Origin of the sequence: Pseudonocardia xinjiangensis (assembly GCF_050948425.1) — a bacterium.
Taxonomy (GTDB): Bacteria; Actinomycetota; Actinomycetes; order Mycobacteriales; family Pseudonocardiaceae; genus Pseudonocardia; species Pseudonocardia xinjiangensis.
Genome location: NZ_CP192009.1, coordinates 1,754,213 through 1,770,377, shown reverse-complemented (window position 1 = coordinate 1,770,377; position 16,165 = coordinate 1,754,213). Strand labels below are relative to the sequence as shown.

General features: G+C 72.1%; 12 protein-coding genes. 6 read left to right on the top strand and 6 right to left on the bottom strand.

Annotation, left to right across the window (positions count from 1 at the left end):
* Positions 1-244 precede the first annotated feature (244 nt).
* The 3 genes from ACQPZA_RS08385 to ACQPZA_RS08375 all read right to left on the bottom strand — a co-directional run bounded on the left by ACQPZA_RS08385 (position 245) and on the right by ACQPZA_RS08375 (position 3,013).
* Positions 245-529: a hypothetical protein gene (locus tag ACQPZA_RS08385; protein ID WP_433279704.1), complete on the bottom strand. Its 285-nt coding sequence runs from the start codon at positions 527-529 to the stop codon at positions 245-247.
* A gap of 41 nt (positions 530-570) precedes the next feature.
* Positions 571-2,247, bottom strand: coding sequence for a sodium:solute symporter family protein (locus ACQPZA_RS08380; protein ID WP_433282720.1), 1,677 nt, complete (start codon positions 2,245-2,247; stop codon positions 571-573).
* Between the two features lie 244 nt (positions 2,248-2,491).
* Positions 2,492-3,013 (bottom strand): GNAT family N-acetyltransferase, encoded by a 522-nt coding sequence (locus ACQPZA_RS08375; protein ID WP_433282718.1) that lies wholly within the window; start codon positions 3,011-3,013, stop codon positions 2,492-2,494.
* Between the two features lie 151 nt (positions 3,014-3,164).
* Here ACQPZA_RS08375 and ACQPZA_RS08370 point away from each other — a divergent pair, with 151 nt between their 5' ends.
* Positions 3,165-4,127: an IS481 family transposase gene (locus ACQPZA_RS08370; RefSeq protein WP_433275352.1), complete on the top strand. Its 963-nt coding sequence runs from the start codon at positions 3,165-3,167 to the stop codon at positions 4,125-4,127.
* A gap of 13 nt (positions 4,128-4,140) precedes the next feature.
* Here ACQPZA_RS08370 and ACQPZA_RS08365 read toward each other — a convergent pair whose 3' ends face one another.
* Both ACQPZA_RS08365 and ACQPZA_RS08360 read right to left on the bottom strand, forming a co-directional pair.
* Complete coding sequence (locus ACQPZA_RS08365; protein WP_433279703.1) at positions 4,141-5,343, bottom strand: MFS transporter; 1,203 nt, start codon at positions 5,341-5,343, stop codon at positions 4,141-4,143.
* A gap of 72 nt (positions 5,344-5,415) precedes the next feature.
* The gene (locus ACQPZA_RS08360; RefSeq protein WP_433279702.1) at positions 5,416-7,572 is read right to left on the bottom strand and encodes a malate synthase G; all 2,157 of its coding nucleotides are present in this window, start codon (positions 7,570-7,572) and stop codon (positions 5,416-5,418) included.
* A gap of 498 nt (positions 7,573-8,070) precedes the next feature.
* Here ACQPZA_RS08360 and ACQPZA_RS08355 point away from each other — a divergent pair, with 498 nt between their 5' ends.
* The 5 genes from ACQPZA_RS08355 to ACQPZA_RS08335 all read left to right on the top strand — a co-directional run bounded on the left by ACQPZA_RS08355 (position 8,071) and on the right by ACQPZA_RS08335 (position 14,490).
* Positions 8,071-9,525, top strand: coding sequence for an FAD-linked oxidase C-terminal domain-containing protein (locus tag ACQPZA_RS08355; protein WP_312859445.1), 1,455 nt, complete (start codon positions 8,071-8,073; stop codon positions 9,523-9,525).
* Between the two features lie 43 nt (positions 9,526-9,568).
* Entirely contained in the window at positions 9,569-10,741 is a 1,173-nt protein-coding gene (locus tag ACQPZA_RS08350) for an FAD-binding oxidoreductase (RefSeq protein ID WP_433279701.1), read from the top strand.
* A complete protein-coding gene (locus tag ACQPZA_RS08345) occupies positions 10,738-12,099 on the top strand; it encodes a (Fe-S)-binding protein (RefSeq protein WP_433279700.1) in 1,362 nt (453 codons plus the stop codon). The genes ACQPZA_RS08350 and ACQPZA_RS08345 overlap by 4 nt, the downstream gene beginning before the upstream one ends.
* Positions 12,100-12,143: 44 nt before the next feature.
* A complete protein-coding gene (locus ACQPZA_RS08340) occupies positions 12,144-12,722 on the top strand; it encodes a DinB family protein (RefSeq protein WP_433279699.1) in 579 nt (192 codons plus the stop codon).
* 82 nt (positions 12,723-12,804) lie between these two features.
* Positions 12,805-14,490: an L-lactate permease gene (locus ACQPZA_RS08335; protein ID WP_433279698.1), complete on the top strand. Its 1,686-nt coding sequence runs from the start codon at positions 12,805-12,807 to the stop codon at positions 14,488-14,490.
* Between the two features lie 6 nt (positions 14,491-14,496).
* On the opposite strand, the gene ACQPZA_RS08330 is transcribed toward ACQPZA_RS08335, so the two are convergent.
* On the bottom strand, positions 14,497-16,152 hold the full coding sequence (locus ACQPZA_RS08330; RefSeq protein WP_433279697.1) for an acyl-CoA dehydrogenase family protein: 1,656 nt from the start codon (positions 16,150-16,152) through the stop codon (positions 14,497-14,499).
* Positions 16,153-16,165 lie beyond the last annotated feature (13 nt).

Genomic DNA, 16,165 nt, shown 5'->3' with positions numbered 1-16,165 from the left:
TGGAACGATCCAGAAGATCGATGCGATGTACAGGATGCAGGCGCACAGCGCGCCCGCCGCCCGCAGCGAAGCGGAGTGGAAGACAACCCGAGGAGGACAGCATGACCAGCACCACCAGGCGTATCAGTGCCGGGCTTCGGCAGGCTCTGCGTCGCCTCGACGACTGGACCTTGTTCGCGTTCAACCCGCGCTACCCCACCCCGGGGCGCGACTGAGCGTCGACCTGCCGGGCGCGGGCCGCTTCTCAGCGGCTCCCGCCCGGTGGTACCAGCGGCCGCAGCCACGCCCACAGCGCGAACAGCGCGGCCATGATGATCATGATGATCCCGGACCACAGGTTGATGTCGATCCCGCCCGCCTTCTGCAGCTGCTCCTCGCTCTCGAAGAACAGGCCCTGGATCGTCAGCACGATCCCGTAGACCCCGAACAGCAGTGCGATGATCGAACGCAGGTCGAACAGCTGCGATGCGGCGCTGGGCGGGGCCTCGGTGCCGCCCTGGTCGACGGCGGTCTCCTTCGGCTCGGTCACGGATGCCTCCTGTCGGGACTCACTGCCGGTCTGTGTCTGGGTCAGGCGAAGAGCAGGTAGAGCACGATGGTCAGCGCGATCACGATCGCGCCGAGCACCACCGGTGACTGCCACCAGCTGCCCTCGTCCTCACCGGTCCGACCCCGCTCCCGGGGAGTGAGCGACCAGGTCAGGCCGACCAGTTCGGCCTCCGGCCGCGGCGCGGTGAACATCGTGACGACCACCCCCACCCCGATCCCGACGACGAACGCGGCACTCGCGGCCAGGAACGATCCCGCCTGCGACGAGACGGCGATCACCCCGCCGCGCACGAGCGAGTCGACGATCACGGCCGCGATGGTGCCGCCGATCAGCCCGGTCCAGCCGGCCGTCCCGCTCATCCGCTTCCAGAACAGGCCGAGGATGAAGACCGCGAACAACGGGGCGTTGAAGAAGCTGAACAGGGCCTGGATGTAGTCCATCAGGTTCTCGAAGCTGCCCGCGATGAACGCCGTGCCGATGGCCAGCACGCAGCCGATCACGGTGACCGCGCGGCCGACCCGCAGGTAGTACCCGTCCGGCCGGCCGGGGCGGACCCAGTCCTGCCAGATGTCGTAGGTGAACACGGTGTTCAGCGAGCTGACGTTGGCCGCCATGCCGGCCATGAACGACGCGAGCAGGCCGGCCAGCGCCACCCCGAGGATGCCGTTGGGCAGCACCTCGTTCATCAGGAGCGTCAGCGCGTTGTTGTAGGTGACGTCGGTGGCGCCGCCCTGCTTCAGCGTGGTGAGCTGCGGCACCAGCACCCCGGCGATCATGCCGGGGATCACCACGACCAGCGGGATCAGCGCCTTCGGGAACGCCGCGATGATCGGCGTGCGGCGGGCGGCCGACATGCTGCGGGCCGACAGGGCCCGCTGCACCTCGGCGAAGTTGGTGGTCCAGTAGCCGAACGAGAGCACGAAGCCCAGCCCGAACACGATCCCGAGCACCGACCAGAACGGGTTGGCGATCTCGGTGAGAGCGGTGCCCGGCCACGTGGACACCTGCTCGGGGCCCGGCGGGAGCCCGCTCACCTGCTGCTTCAACCCGTCCCAGCCACCGACGCGGGCCAGCCCGGCGACGGTGAGCGGGATGAGCAGGGCCAGGATCACGAAGAACTGCAGTACCTCGTTGTAGATCGCCGCCGAGAGCCCGCCCAGGAACGTGTAGCTCAGGACGACCAGCGCCGCGACCGGGATGGCGACCTGTGGCGGCCAGCCGAGCAGCGCCTCGAGGATCAGCCCGAGCGCGTACAGGTTCACCCCGGCGATCAGCACCGACGCCAGCGCGAACGTCACCGCGTTGACCCGCTGGGTCGTCTTGTTGAACCGCATCCGGAGGAACTCCGGGACGCTGCGCGCCTTGCTGCCGTAGTAGAAGGGCATCATCACGATGCCGAGGAACACCATCGCGGGGATGGCGCCGATCCAGTAGTAGTGGAACGTGGCCACGCCGTACTGCGCGCCGTTGGCCATCATCCCGATGAGCTCGATCGCCCCGAGGTTCGCCGAGACGAATGCCAGCCCCGTGACCCAGGCCGGCAGTGACCGCCCGGACAGCAGGAAGTCCAGGCTGGAGGCGATCGACCGGCGGGCCATCACCCCGATCCCCAGCACCAGCACGAAGTAGAAGACGACGAACACGTAGTCGATCGCGGTCGTGTCGAGCCGCAGATCGGTCTGCGCGAGCACCTCCACCGTTGTTCCCTCCACCGCTCATCGAACCCGTGGTGAGCGGATCATTCGCCCTGCGGCCCGATCCCGCCATCGCTGGCGGTGGGTAACCATCCGATCGACACCCTCTTGTCGCCCGGCCCCCCACCACCACCCCGCGAGTCGCCCCGAATCCGCCCCCGAGTCGCCCGGTCCGAGCGCGCGAGTCGCCCGATTTTCGCCCGCGAGTCGCCCATCCTCGGTGCGCGGTCGGTCGGGGCGTGCCGTCTCACTGGGCGGCGGAGGCCGCCGTAGGTCCGCCTGGCTCGAGAAGGGGCTTGGCGAAGAACCGGCTGTTCGGGGAGTCGCGGTAGTGCCCGAACGCCGGCACCGGCTCGTACCCCGCGCTGGGGTAGAGGGCCATCGCCTCGGGCTGCGCGGTGCCGCTCTCCAGCACCGCCCGGCGCCGCCCGGCCGCGGCGGCCGTGCGCTCCAGCTCGGCGAGCACGGCACGGGCGTACCCCCGCCCCCGATGCTCCGTGGCGACGAACATCCGCTTGATCTCGGCGTCGCCCGCCCGCAGTGCCGGGTCGTCCCGGTCGTCACGGGCGCGCCAGCCACCGCAGGCGACCGGCTCCCCGGCCACGTAACCGACCACGAACCAGCCGTCCGGGGCGTCGAACTCCCGGGGATCGAGCGGGGTGGAGTCCTCGTCGCCGTACCGCACTCGGTACTCCTGCTGCAGCCCGGCAACCAGCGAGAGGGCGTCGGGGTGGTCGATGGGCAGGTGGCGCAGCCGGAGCACGGCCAGAGGTTACGTCGCGCCCCCGCGAGCTAGATGTACTCGGCCAGGACGTTGGTGGCAGATCGGTTGTCGTGACACGCGGACGGGGTTGTTGAACGAGGGAGAGCCTCCGGTTGGGGTGTGGCTTGTCTAGGACCCACTCCGCCCGGAGGCTCTCGTGTCACACGGTAATGCCCGCCTGACCTTCCACGGCCGACGCACGATCGTCGAGCGAGTCCTGCACCAGCGGCGTCCGCGCTCCCACGTGGCCGCCGAGATGGGGGTCTCCCGCCAGTGCGTGAGCCGCTGGATCGCCCGCTACCGCAGCGAAGGCGAGCACGGGCTGCACGACCGTTCTTCGCGACCCCACACCTCACCGGCCCGTACTCCCACCCGGACCGAAGCCCAGGTTGTGGCCCTGCGGGAACGCCAGCGGCGCGGGCAGGACTGGATCGGCCCCGAGCTCGGCATCCCGGCCCGGACTGTGTCACGGATCCTGCGCCGCCACCAGATGCCCTACCTGCGCGAACTCGACCCGCTGACCGGCGCCCCGATCCGGGCCAGCAAGACCACCGCGGTCCGCTACGAACGCGACCGACCCGGCGAGCTGGTGCACATGGACGTGAAGAAGATCGGCCGGATCCCCGAGGGCGGCGGCTGGCGCGCCCACGGACGCGCCGCCCGCGACCGGGACCGCACCCGCACGATCGGGTTCGACTTCGTCCATTCCCTCGTCGATGACCACTCCCGGCTGGCCTACTCCGAGGTCCTCCCCGATGAGAAGGGCCCCACCTGCGCCGGATTCCTGCACCGCGCCGCGGGCTACTTCGCCCACCACGGGATCGGTCGTATCGAGCGGGTCATGACCGACAACGCCTGGGCCTACAAGTACTCATTACGCGAGGTCATCGCCGCACTCGGCGCCCGGCAGGTGTTCATCAAACCGCACTGCCCCTGGCAGAACGGCAAGGTCGAACGACTCAACCGCACCCTGCAGACCGAGTGGGCCTACCGGCAGGTGTTCACCAGCAACCACGACCGCACCGCCGCTCTTGCACCCTGGATCGAGCACTACAACACTCGACGCCGCCACAGCGCACTCGCAGGACTCCCACCGATCAGCCGGCTGTCACCAACCTGACGGCCGAGTACAGCTAGACGGGGCCGGGCTGCGGCACGGGCTGCCGTCCCCTGCGCGCCACCACGGCCAGGCTGAGCAGCGCGAGCGCGGCGGGCCCGAGCAGCAGCACGGGGTAGCCCGCCAGCGGGGTCAGGGCCGCCAGCACCACCGGGATCAGGAACCCCACGTAGGTGAGCGTGTAGTAGACGGCGGTGAGCCCGCCGAGGTGCTCGGGGGCGGCCATGCGCTGTACCTCGAGCAGGCCCGCCACCAGGCACAGGCCGTAGGCCGCTCCCAGTACCGCTGCGGCCGGGACGGCGAGCCACGGGGAGTTGAGCGCCACGGCGCCCGCGGCGACCATGATGCCGACGACCGTCGCGGCGAGCCCCGCCCTGGCGGCGAGCACGGGGGAACGCCGGTCGAGCCGGCGCGCCCACGGCTGCACCGCCACCCCGGTCGCCAGGGTGAGGGAGGTGAGCACGGTGGCGTAGATCAGGCCGAGTCCCGCGACCTCGTGCTCCAGCGCGGCCGGCTGCACGGCGAAGGAGATGGCCGGGCCGCCGAACACCCACGGCGCCATGGGCGCCACGACCCGTCGGAACCGGGCGGGCAGGGGCACCCGGAGCGCCCCACGGAGGCCGTGCCGCGCTGCGGCCACGACGCGCGTCTCGGGGACGCGCAGCAGCGCGCCGATCACCACCACCGTGATCACGATGTGGACCACGTACGGCAGCTCCATCGGCAGCGGCGCCCACTGGGCCAGCACCCCGGCCACGAGCGGCCCTCCGCCGAAGCCCGCCGAGAGGGCCAGCGCCGCCCGGCGCGCACCCGCCCCGGCGTCGGCGGCCGGGTCCCACGGCGCCTGCGAGAGCTCCTTCACCCACGACGTGCCGACGGCCATGGCCACGCCGGTGACCACCCCGAACAGGAACCGTCCGACGTAGAGCGCTCCCTCCGACACCACGGGCACGCCGCCGAGGGCGAGCACGGCGCTCGCCGGCACCGACACGACCAGCGCGGGCAGCAGGAGCTTGCGGCGTCCCCACATGTCCGAGGCGGGACCGCCGAGCAGCAGCCCGGGGGCGAGGCCCGCGGCGTAGACGGCGAAGAACGCCGCGACCGTGACGGCCGAGTAGTGGCCCTGTTCGCGGTACAGCACCATCAGCGGGCTGAACTGGTTGGCCCCGTAGCCGATCACGAACAGCGCAGCCGCCACCCGCACCCATGCCCGCAGCACGCTGCGTCCCTTCGGTCGTGCTCGTGCGCGGGTGGGAGTACTCCCGTACTCCTACCCGTGCCGGGACGCGGATCAGCCGGCCTTGGCCTTCTGCCGCCAGGTGGTGAGCGCCCGCTCGGTGTAGCCGTTGGGCTCCGAGCGGCCGGTGAACACGAGGTCGAGGGCCGCCTGGAACGACGGGCTGTTGTCCAGGTCCTTGGCCATCGGCTCGTAGCCGGGCTCGTTGGCGTTCTGCTCGTCGACCAGTGCGGCCATGCGGGCGAACGTCTCGCGCACCTGCGCCTCGTCGGTCAGGCCGTGGTGCAGCCAGTTGGCGATGAGCTGGCTGGAGATCCGCAGCGTGGCCCGGTCCTCCATGAGCCCGACTCCCTCGAGGTCGGGCACGGTCGAGCAGCCGATGCCCAGCCCCACCCAGCGCACGACGTAGCCGAGGATGGACTGCGCGTTGGTCTCCAGCTCGTGACGCTTCTCCTCGTCGGTGAGCTCGTCGGTCAGCAGCGGCACCTTCAGCAGCTCGCGCCGGTCGGTCTCCCGCCCGGCGAGCTCGCGCTGGCGGGCGGCGACGTCGGTGCGCAGGTAGTGCAGCGCGTGCAGCGTGGCGGCCGTCGGCGACGGCACCCACGCGGTGTTCGCGCCGGCCTCCGGCTGCGCGCCCTTCGTGTCGAGCATCTCCCGCATCGCGGCCGGCTTGGCCCACATGCCCTTGCCGACCTGCGCCTGGCCCCGGAACCCCGCACGCAGCGCGACGTCGACGTTGCGGTCCTCGTAGGCGATCAGCCACGGGGTGCTCTTCATGTCGTTCTTGCGCACCACCGGGCCGGCCTCGAAGTCGGTGTGGATCTCGTCGCCGGTGCGGTCGAGGAACCCGGTGTTCACGAAGATCGTGCGGTCGGGTGCCTGCGCGATGCAGGCCTCGAGGTTGAGCGACGCGCGCTTCTCCTCGTCCATGATCCCGATCTTGAGGGTGGCCGGCTCCAGGCCGAGCGCCTCCTCGATCGCGGCGAACAGCTCCACCGTGAGCGCCACCTCGTCGGGCCCGTGCTGCTTCGGCTTCACGATGTAGACGCTTCCGGCGCGGGAGTTGGAGAACCGCCCGAGACCGCGCAGGTCGTGCAGCGCCGCCGTGGCGGAGACCAGCGCGTCGAGCACGCCCTCGCCGATCGGGTCGCCGCCGGCGGTGCGGACGGCGTCGGTGCGCATGTGGTGCCCGACGTTGCGCACGAGCAGCAGCGAACGGCCGGGCACCGCGAGCTGGGAGCCATCGGGGGCGGTGTAGTGGCGGTCGCCGTTGACCTTGCGCTCGACGGTCTGGCCGCCCTTCTCGAACGTCGCGGTCAGCGCGCCGGTCATCAGGCCGAGCCAGGTGCGGTACGCGGCGGCCTTGTCCGGGCCGTCGACGGTGGCCACCGAGTCCTCGAAGTCGACGATCGTGGTGACGGCCGACTCGAGCGCGACATCGGCCACATCGGCGTGGTGCTGGCGGCCGACGCGGTGCTCGGCGTCGATCGTGAGCTCGACGTGCAATCCGTTGCGCTGCAGCAGGACCGCATGCACGGCGTCCGGGTGCCCGTCGTCGTCCCCTCCGCCGTCGGAGCCGGCCCGGTGCCCGGCGAACTGGCCGGGATCGGCGAGGCCGACGTCGCCGTCCTTCGTCTCGACGACGAGCGCGCCGTCGCGCACCCGGTACGCGGTGGCGTCGGCGTGGCTGCCGGTGGCCAACGGGAAGAACTCGTCGAGCAGCGTGTCGGCCTCGGCGATCACCTGGGCGCCGCGGCGCTCGTCGTAGCCGGGCTCGAGCTCGTGGTCCAGCGGGAGGACGTCGGTGCCGTACAGGGCGTCGAAGAGCGAGCCCCACCGGGCGTTGGCGGCGTTCAGCGCGTACCGCGGGACGGTGGAGGGGACCACCAGCTGCGGGCCGGCGATCTCGGCGATCTCGGCGTCGACCCGGGACACCTGCACCTGCGGCGACTCCGACGGGACCAGGTAGCCGATCTCGGTGAGGAACGTCTCCAGGGCCTCGACGTCGCCTGCACCGTGCTCCCGGTGCCAGCCGTCGATCTGCTCCTGCAGCTCGTCACGCCGAGCGAGCAGCTCCTCGGTCCGGCCGGCGAACCGCTCGTGGAGTGCCGCGCAGGTGGACCAGAACCACTCGGGCTCGAGGTCCAGGCCGGGCAGCAGCTCGTCGGCCACGAACGCCCGCAGCGCGGGGTCCACCTGCAGATCCGTCACGTCTCCACCATCCGCTCGTCGTCGGGCCCGGGGTCACGACAGGCATACCCCGGCTCGCCCCGTCCTGGAACATTCTTCTACCAGACGGACTGCGGATTCCGCATTGCGGAAGTATCAGGGAGACACCACGACTGCCGGGGGAACGGGAGCGGCAGCAGCGGGACCGACCGCGCCGGTCAGTGCGAGCAGCAGTGCCAGTGCCGCGGCAACGACGAGACCCAGCTGCAACTGCCGACGTGGACCCAACGCTTCCAGCCTCCTGAGGCCTAGACACCGCTCGAGTGACGGACGGTCTTGCCAGGATGACGACGCCGCGCGGTGATCGCGTGCGCACCCCGCGCAGAACCGGGTCGTACCGTACGCGGCCACCCAGATCACCCGAACGGCCCCTACCCCCGGCGCCGTGAGCAGGGAGATCCCGGTCGCAAGACCGACGATCTTCCCCAGGTCGTCGTAGTCTCGTCCGGGCATCGACGCATGTGACCGAAAGGGCGACCAGTGGCTCTGGACGGCGGAGTGCGGCAGGCGTTCGAGCGGGTGCTCGACCCGGCCGACGTGATCAGCAATCCGGTGAAGTGCCGGGCATACGAGTGCGACGGCCTCACCGGCTACCGGGTGGTGCCCGAACTGGTGCTGCTGCCCCGTGATGCGGCCCAGGTGGCTGCGGCGGTGCGGGTCTGCGCGGAGCACCGGGTGCCCTTCGTCGCCCGCGGCGCGGGCACCGGGCTCTCAGGCGGCGCGCTCCCGGTAGCCGACGGCGTGGTGATCAGCCTCGCCCGACTCAAGCGGGTGCTCGAGGTCGACCCGGTGAACCGGCGCGCCGTCGTCGAGCCGGGCGTCACAAACCTGGAGATCACCGCGGCCGCCGCGCCGCACGGGCTGTACTACGCCCCCGACCCGTCCAGCCAGCAGGTCTGCACGATCGGCGGCAACGTCGCGGAGAACTCCGGCGGCGCCCACTGCCTGAAGTACGGGTTCACCACCAACCACGTGCTGTCCTTCGAGGTCGTGCTCCCCGACGGCTCGGTCGTCACGCTGGGCACCGACACCGGCGAGCAGGCCGGGCCCGACCTGCGCGGGGTGTTCCTCGGCTCGGAGGGCACGCTCGGGATCACCACGAAGATCGTGGTACGGCTGCTGCGCACACCGGAGTCGGTGCGCACGCTGCTCGCCGACTTCCCGTCCGTCGCCGCCGCGGGCGACGTCGTCTCCGACATCGTGGCCGCGGGGATCGTGCCCGCCGCCGTCGAGATGATGGACACGCTCGCCATCGAGGCAGCGGAGGAGGCCGTCCACGCCGGCTACACGGTCGGCGTGCCCGCCGCGCTCGTCGTCGAGCTGGACGGCCCGGTCGAGGAGTGCGACGTCCAGTTCGAGCAGGTCAAGGAGATCTGCGACCGCCACGGCTGCACCCGGCTGCACATCGCGGGCTCTCCGGAGGAGCGGGCCGCGATCTGGCGCGGGCGCAAGGCGGCGTTCGCCGCCGTCGGCCGGATCTCCCCCGACTACTTCGTCCAGGACGGGGTGGTGCCGCGCACGCGGCTCGCCGAGGTGCTCGGCCGGATCGCCGACATGGGCGCCGACGCCGGGATCCGGGTGGCCAACGTGTTCCACGCCGGTGACGGCAACCTGCACCCGCTGGTGCTCTACAGCGCCGCCGCCGGGGAGACCGAGCGCGCCGAGAAGCTGTCGGGGCAGATCGCCGAGCTGTGCGTGGAGCTGGGCGGCTCGCTGTCGGGCGAGCACGGCATCGGCACCGACAAGGCGTGCTCGATGCCGAAGATGTTCTCCCGCGACGACCTCGCCGTCATGGCGCGGGTGCGTTCGGCCTTCGACCCGCAGGGCATCTGCAACCCGGGCAAGGTGCTGCCCACGCCCCGGCTGTGCGGGGAACGCCCCGGGAAGTACAAGCCGCACCCGCTGGAGGAGGCGGGCGTGATCGAGCGCCTGTGACCGCGCAACCACCACCACCAGCCACCACCCACGAGGAGGGACCGTGACGACGTCGACGACGCTGCGGCCGGATGACCTGCGGTCCGTCCGCGATGCACTGCTGGACACGGCAGGCACCGTGTCGATCACCGGCAGCGGCACGGCCGCGGACTGGGCCGGCCCGCTCGGCCCCGTGGACGCGGTCCTCGACACCACCGCGCTGACCGGCGTGCTCACCCACAACCCCGGGGACATGACGGTGTCCGTGCTCGCGGGCACCCCGTTGCGCACGCTCGCCGAGGAGCTGGCGTCCCACGGCCAGCACGTGTCGTTCGACGCCGCACGCGTCGCCGACGGGGCCACGGTCGGCGGTCTGGTCGCCACGGCGGACGCCGGCCCGGCCGCGCTGGTCTTCGGCTCGCTGCGCGACCTGGTGATCGGGGTCACCGTGGTGCTCGCCGACGGCACGGTGTCCCGCAGCGGCGGGCACGTGATCAAGAACGTGGCCGGGTACGACCTGGCGAAGCTGCTGCACGGTTCCTACGGCACGCTCGGCGTGCTCGTCGAGGTGGTGCTGCGGCTGCACCCCGTCCCGAAGCGCTCGGCCACGCTGGTGGTCGACTGCTCGCTCGACGAGGCGCGCGAGCACGCGGCGAGCCTGCTCGGCGGGCAGTACGAACCCGCAGCGCTGGAGTGGATCTCCGACGACGGCCACGGGCAGCTGATCGTGCGCATCGACGGCACCGCGGACGCCGTGTCGGGCAGGCTGCAGCGGCTGCGGGAGGTGCTCGGGTCCGGCGCCAGGGACGCCTCGGACACCGGACCGGACGGGGGGCCGGACTCGGGGGCCGACCCGTGGGCGCGGCACGCCGCGCTGGTGCGGGGCGCGCCCGGGCTCGCGGTCCTGCGGATCGGGGCCAAGCCGAGCCTGCTGCCCGGGCTGCTCACCGACCTGCGGGCCGACACCGTCACCGCGGGCCTCGGCACCGGGGTCGCCACCGTCGCACTGGCTCCGGAGGCCGTCGCCGACGCCCACGCTCTCGTCCACGCGGCGGGAGGCACGTCCGTGCTGCGGACCCGCCCGCCCGGGTCGGACGTCCCGGCGTGGGGACCCCCGCCGTCCGCGCTCGCCGTACTGAAGGCCGTGAAGAACGAGTTCGACCCGTTGGGACGGTTCGGCCCCGGCCGCTTCGCCCCGTGGCTCGTGACCCCACACGATGCGGAAGGTTCCCGATGACGACCCCCGCCGGCTCCGCCGACACCAATCTCCCGCAGACCGGGCCGTCCGCCTACGACGACCGCCGCCCGCCGGAGCGCGAACTGCTCGACGACTGCGTTCACTGCGGCTTCTGCCTGCCCACCTGCCCCACCTACCAGCTCTGGGGCGAGGAGATGGACTCTCCGCGCGGCCGGATCTACCTGATGGACCTCGCGCAGAAGGGCGAGATCGGGCTGGAGGGGCCGTTCACCGAGCACATCGACCAGTGCCTCGGCTGCATGGCGTGCGTGACCGCCTGCCCCTCGGGCGTGCAGTACGACCGGCTCCTGGAGTCGGTGCGACCGCAGATCGAGCGCAACGTCGAGCGGACGCCCTCGGACCGGCTGTTCCGCAACGCGATCTTCGCGTTGTTCCCGTACAAGCGGCGCCTGCGCGCAGCAGCCCTGCCCGGGGCGTTCTACCAGCGGCTGCGGCGGGTGCCGGCCATCGCGAAGCTCGCGGAGAAGCTCCCCGGCAGGCTCGCCGCGATGGAGTCGCTGCTGCCGCCGGTGTCGGTGCGCGAGGCGTTCGCCCGGCTGCCCACCTACACCCCTGCCGTCGGCGAGCGGCGGGCGCGGGTCGCGCTGCTCTCGGGCTGCGTGCAGGACGTGTTCTTCCACCGCGTCAACGAGGCCACCGTCCGCGTGCTCGCGGCCGAGGGCTGTGACGTGCTGGTCCCCGCCGAGCAGCAGTGCTGCGGCGCGCTGGAGCTGCACTCCGGCCGGGAGGAGAGCGCGCTCCTCCGGGCCAGGCGGGAGATCGCGGTCTTCGAGAAGCTCGACGTGGACCACGTGGTCACCAACGTCGCGGGCTGCGGTTCGTCGATGAAGGAGTACGGCCACCTGCTCTCCGACGACCCGGAGTGGGCCGAGCGGGCCGCGGCGTTCAGCGCCCGCGTGCGCGACGTGCACGAGGTGCTCGCCGACCTCGGGCCACGGGCGCCGCGCCACCCGTTCCGTGGCCGGGTGGCCTACCACGACGCCTGCCACCTCGGGCACGCCCAGAAGGTGCGCGCCCAGCCGCGTGCGGTGCTGCGGTCGATCCCGGACCTGCAGCTGGTGGACCTGCCGGAGGCGGAGCTGTGCTGCGGCTCCGCCGGGATCTACAACATGGTGATGCCGGACGCCGCGGCCGAGCTCGGGGCCCGCAAGGCGGCCAACGTCCGCTCCGTGGCACCCGACGTGATCGTCACCGCGAACCCCGGCTGCCTGCTGCAGATCGGCAAGCACCTCGGGACCACCGACGGCGCGGCGGACGGCGGCGGCCCGATCCCGCTGCTACACCCGATGCAGCTGCTGGACGCGTCGATCCGAGGGGTCCCGGTGCCGCGCAGCTGACCGTCCTGCCGGATTCGTCGGGGTGGGGCCCTACGGTCTGCGCCATGGGCATCGACTGGACCACGCAGCTCGTCGACCAGCTCGAGTGGCACTGGCAGGGCCTCGTACGGCCCAAGCTCGACGGTCTCACCGACGAGGAGTACTTCTGGGAGCCCGCTGCGGGGTCCCAGGAGAGCTCGTCGTCGTGGAGTGTGCGCCCGCGAGGCACCTCCGGCGCGCCGGTGCAGGCCGGGAGCGGGGAGTTCACCATCGACTTCGCGTTCCCCCCGCCCGAGCCGCCCCCGTTCACCACCATCGCGTGGCGGCTGGGGCACCTCATCGTCGGAGTGTTCGGGGCCCGCGCCGCGTCCCACTTCGGTGGCCCGGCGGTCGGCTACGACGACTTCGCCTACGCGGGCACCGCCGAGGAGGCGCTGCGCCAGCTCGACGAGACGCACGACGCGTGGGTCACGGGTGTGCGCGGGCTGGACGCCGACGGGCTCGCCCGGGCCGTCGGGCCGGCGGAGGGTCCGTTCGCCGAGCACCCGATGGCGGCGCTCGTACTGCACATCCACCGCGAGGCGATCCACCACGGGGCGGAGATCCTGCTGCTGCGCGACCTTTTCCGGGCCAAAAGGATGTAACGGACAGTTAGACCAACGCGGTTACGCCGAATGGGCTAGCTCACCGTGCCGGACCAGGAACGACACCCCACACTGCGCGACCATGTGGGCCACCGTTGATCTGCTGATTCCCTCCGCTGCACCCCGACCACCGGACGCCGTGCTGGCCTTCTACCAACAAGATCCCGAGGCCGTCGGCGGTTCGCTCGGGCTCTCCGCGCTCGTCTCCGTGGTGCCGCTGGCCGTCGTGCTGGTGCTGCTGGGTGTGCTGCGGGTCAAGGCGCAGTGGGCTGCGTTGGCCGGCCTGGCCGCGGCGCTGGTGGTGGCGATCATCGGCTTCGCGATGCCGGTGGGCATGGCCCTGTCGGCCGCCGCACACGGGGCCGTGTACGGGCTCTTCCCCATCCTGTGGATCGTGGTCAACGCCCTCTGGGTGTTCAACATGACCGTGGCCACCGGGCACTTCGACGTGCTGCGTCGCAGCTTCGGGGCGTTGTCGATCGACCAGCGCACGCAGGCGATCCTGGTGGCGTTCTGCTTCGGCGGGCTGCTGGAGGCCCTCGCCGGGTTCGGGGCGCCGGTCGCGATCACGTCGGTGATGCTCGTGGCGCTCGGGTTCAAGCCGCTCAAGGCCGCCGTGGTCGCGCTGGTGGCCAACACCGCTCCCGTCGCGTTCGGGGCGATGGGCGTGCCGGTGATCACGCTCGCCCGCGTCACCGGCCTGCCGCTGGACCAGGTGGCGTCCATGGTCGGACGGCAGACGCCGCTGCTCGCGCTGTTCGTCCCGCTGGTGCTGGTGTTCATCGTCGACGGCAGGCGCGGCGTGCGGGAGGCCTGGGTGCCGGCCGTGGCGTGTGGCGTGGTGTTCGCCATCGGACAGTTCCTGACGTCGAACTTCTTCTCCGTCGAGCTCACCGACATCGTCGCGTCGTTGCTGGGTGCGATCGTCGTGTTCGCGCTGGCGCGGATCCGCCCGCAGGCGGTGTGGGCGGCCCGGCAGTCGACGCTGGCCGCGGCGGGCGGTCCGGGCACGTCGGCGAAGCCGGACTCCCCCACCGAGGTGCGCAAGGCCTACGCGCCCTACGTGATCATCGTGGTGGTCTTCGCGCTGGCCCAGCTCCCCGGGCTCAAGCCGCTGATCGACTCGCTGAAGATCGCGTTCACGTGGCCGTTCCTCGACGTGGTCGGTATCGACGGCAAGCCGCACAGCACCACGATGTTCTCGCTGACCTGGCTGTCCTCGGCCGGCACCCTGATGGTGATCGCCGGGGTCATCGTGGCCGCGGTCCTGGGGGTGGGGGCCCGGCGTGCGATCGCCACCTGGGGACGCACCGTGGTCGACCTGAAGTGGGCCATCCTCACGGTGGCCTCGGTGCTGGCGCTGGCCTACGTCATGAACGCCTCGGCGCAGACCACCTCGATCGGCCTGTTCGTGGCCGGTGCCGGTGGAGCGCTGGTGTTCCTGTCGCCGGTGCTCGGCTGGCTCGGCGTGGCCGTGACGGGGTCCGACACCTCGGCCAACGCGCTGTTCGGGGCCCTGCAGGTCACCGCGGCCCAGGGCGCCGGGCTGCCTCCCGAGCTGCTGGCCGGGGCCAACTCCTCGGGAGGCGTGCTCGGCAAGATGCTCTCGCCGCAGAACCTCACGATCGCCGCGGCCGCCGTGAAGCTCGAGGGCCAGGAAGGCGTGCTGCTGCGCAAGGTGATCGGCTGGAGCCTCGGGATGCTCGTGGTGCTGTCGGTGCTCATCGCGCTGCAGGCCACCCCGGTACTGGGCTGGATGCTGCCGTAGCCGCCGCTACGCGGTCTTGAGCTGAGCGCGTTCGATGACGGTTCCGACGTCGAGGCCGGCCGGGAGGGTGCCGAGCACCTGACCCCGGTCGGCGTCGAGGCGGGAGGCGCAGAAGCCGTCGGCGACCGCGGGGTGCCCGTGCCGGATGAGCAGCGACGCCTGAACCGCGAGTGCCATCTGCTCGACCAGGCGCCGGGCCCCGAACTGGACGCCCGGGTCCCGCGGGTCGGCCGACGCCACCGCGGCCAGGTCGGTGCGCAGGCGGGCGACGGCCGAGTCGTAGCGGCGGTCGGCGCCCACCGCGTCGTCGAGCTCACCGAGGAACGCCACTGCCGCCTCCGGCTCCCGCCGCAGCACCCTCAGTACGTCGAGCGCGGCGACGTTGCCCGAGCCCTCCCACACGGAGTTGAGCGGCGCCTCGCGGTACAGGCGTGGCATGCCGGAGTCCTCGACGTACCCGTTGCCGCCGAGGCACTCGAGCGCCTCGGCGGCGTGGATGGACGTCCGCTTGCAGATCCAGTACTTGCCGACGGCGCCGGCCAGGCGCCGGAACGCCGCTTCGGTGCGGTCCCCGCGGACGGCGCGGTCGGTGGCGCCCGCGAGGCGCATCGCCAGCGCGACGGCGGCCTCGCTCTCCAGTGCCAGATCGGCCAGCACGTTGCGCATCAGCGGCTGGTCGCGCAGGTAGGCGCCGAACGCCTGGCGGTGCGTGGCGTGGTGGACCGCCGCCACCGTGGCCGCCCGCATCCCGGCAGCGCTCCAGATGGTGACGGCCAGGCGCGAGAGGTTGACCATCTCCATGATCACCCGCAGGCCGTCGCCCTCCTCGGCGATCAGCCACGCCGCGGCGTCGTCGTACTCGAGCTCGGCCGAGGCGTTCGACCGGTTCCCGAGCTTGTCCTTGAGCCGCTGCAGATGCATCCGGTTGTGGGTGCCGTCGGGCAGGACCCGGGGCAGCAGGAAGCAGGACAGGCCACCGGGCGCCTGGGCGAGCACCAGGAACACGTCGCACATGGGCGCCGAGGTGAACCACTTGTGGCCGGTCAACCGGTAGCTGCCGTCCGCGGAGCGGACCGCGCGGGTGGTGTTGGCCCGCACGTCCGAGCCGCCCTGCTTCTCGGTCATCGACATCCCGGCGAGCAGCCCCGGCTTGCCCAGCGGGGGCCGCGACCCCGGTTCGTACTCCCGGGCGGCCAGCAACGGCTCGTAGGCGGCTGCCAGCTCGGGAGCCTGGCGCAGGCTCGGCACCACCGCGTAGGTCATCCCGATCGGGCACATGTGCCCGGCCTCCACCTGGCTCCAGGCATAGGTGGCGGCGGCGTGCGCGACGTGCGCGCCGGGCCGGTCGTCCCGCCACGGTGCGGCGGTCAGGCCCAGCCGGACCGCGGTGCCGATGAGCTCGTGCCACGCCGGGTGGAACTCGACCTCGTCGATCCGGTGCCCGACACGGTCGTGGGTGCGCAGCACGGGCGAGTGCCCGTCGGCCAGCCGGGCCCACTCGCGAGCCTGCTCGCTGCCGGCCAGCAGGCCCGCCGCGTGCACGTCGGCCTCCGCCCAGCCCGCGCCCTCCCGGTGCAGCGCCTCGAGCAGCGCGGGATCGGCCGCGGTGTCGACGTCACCCAGCGGGGGAACCTGGTTGAACACGTCGTGTGTAGCGGACATTCGGCATCTCCTG

Coding starts and splice junctions, on each gene's coding strand:
- ACQPZA_RS08330 (WP_433279697.1), bottom strand. CDS start 16,152: ATGTCCGCTACACACGACGTGTTCAACCAGGTTCCCCCGCTGGGTGAC.
- ACQPZA_RS08335 (WP_433279698.1), top strand. CDS start 12,805: ATGTGGGCCACCGTTGATCTGCTGATTCCCTCCGCTGCACCCCGACCA.
- ACQPZA_RS08345 (WP_433279700.1), top strand. CDS start 10,738: ATGACGACCCCCGCCGGCTCCGCCGACACCAATCTCCCGCAGACCGGG.
- ACQPZA_RS08340 (WP_433279699.1), top strand. CDS start 12,144: ATGGGCATCGACTGGACCACGCAGCTCGTCGACCAGCTCGAGTGGCAC.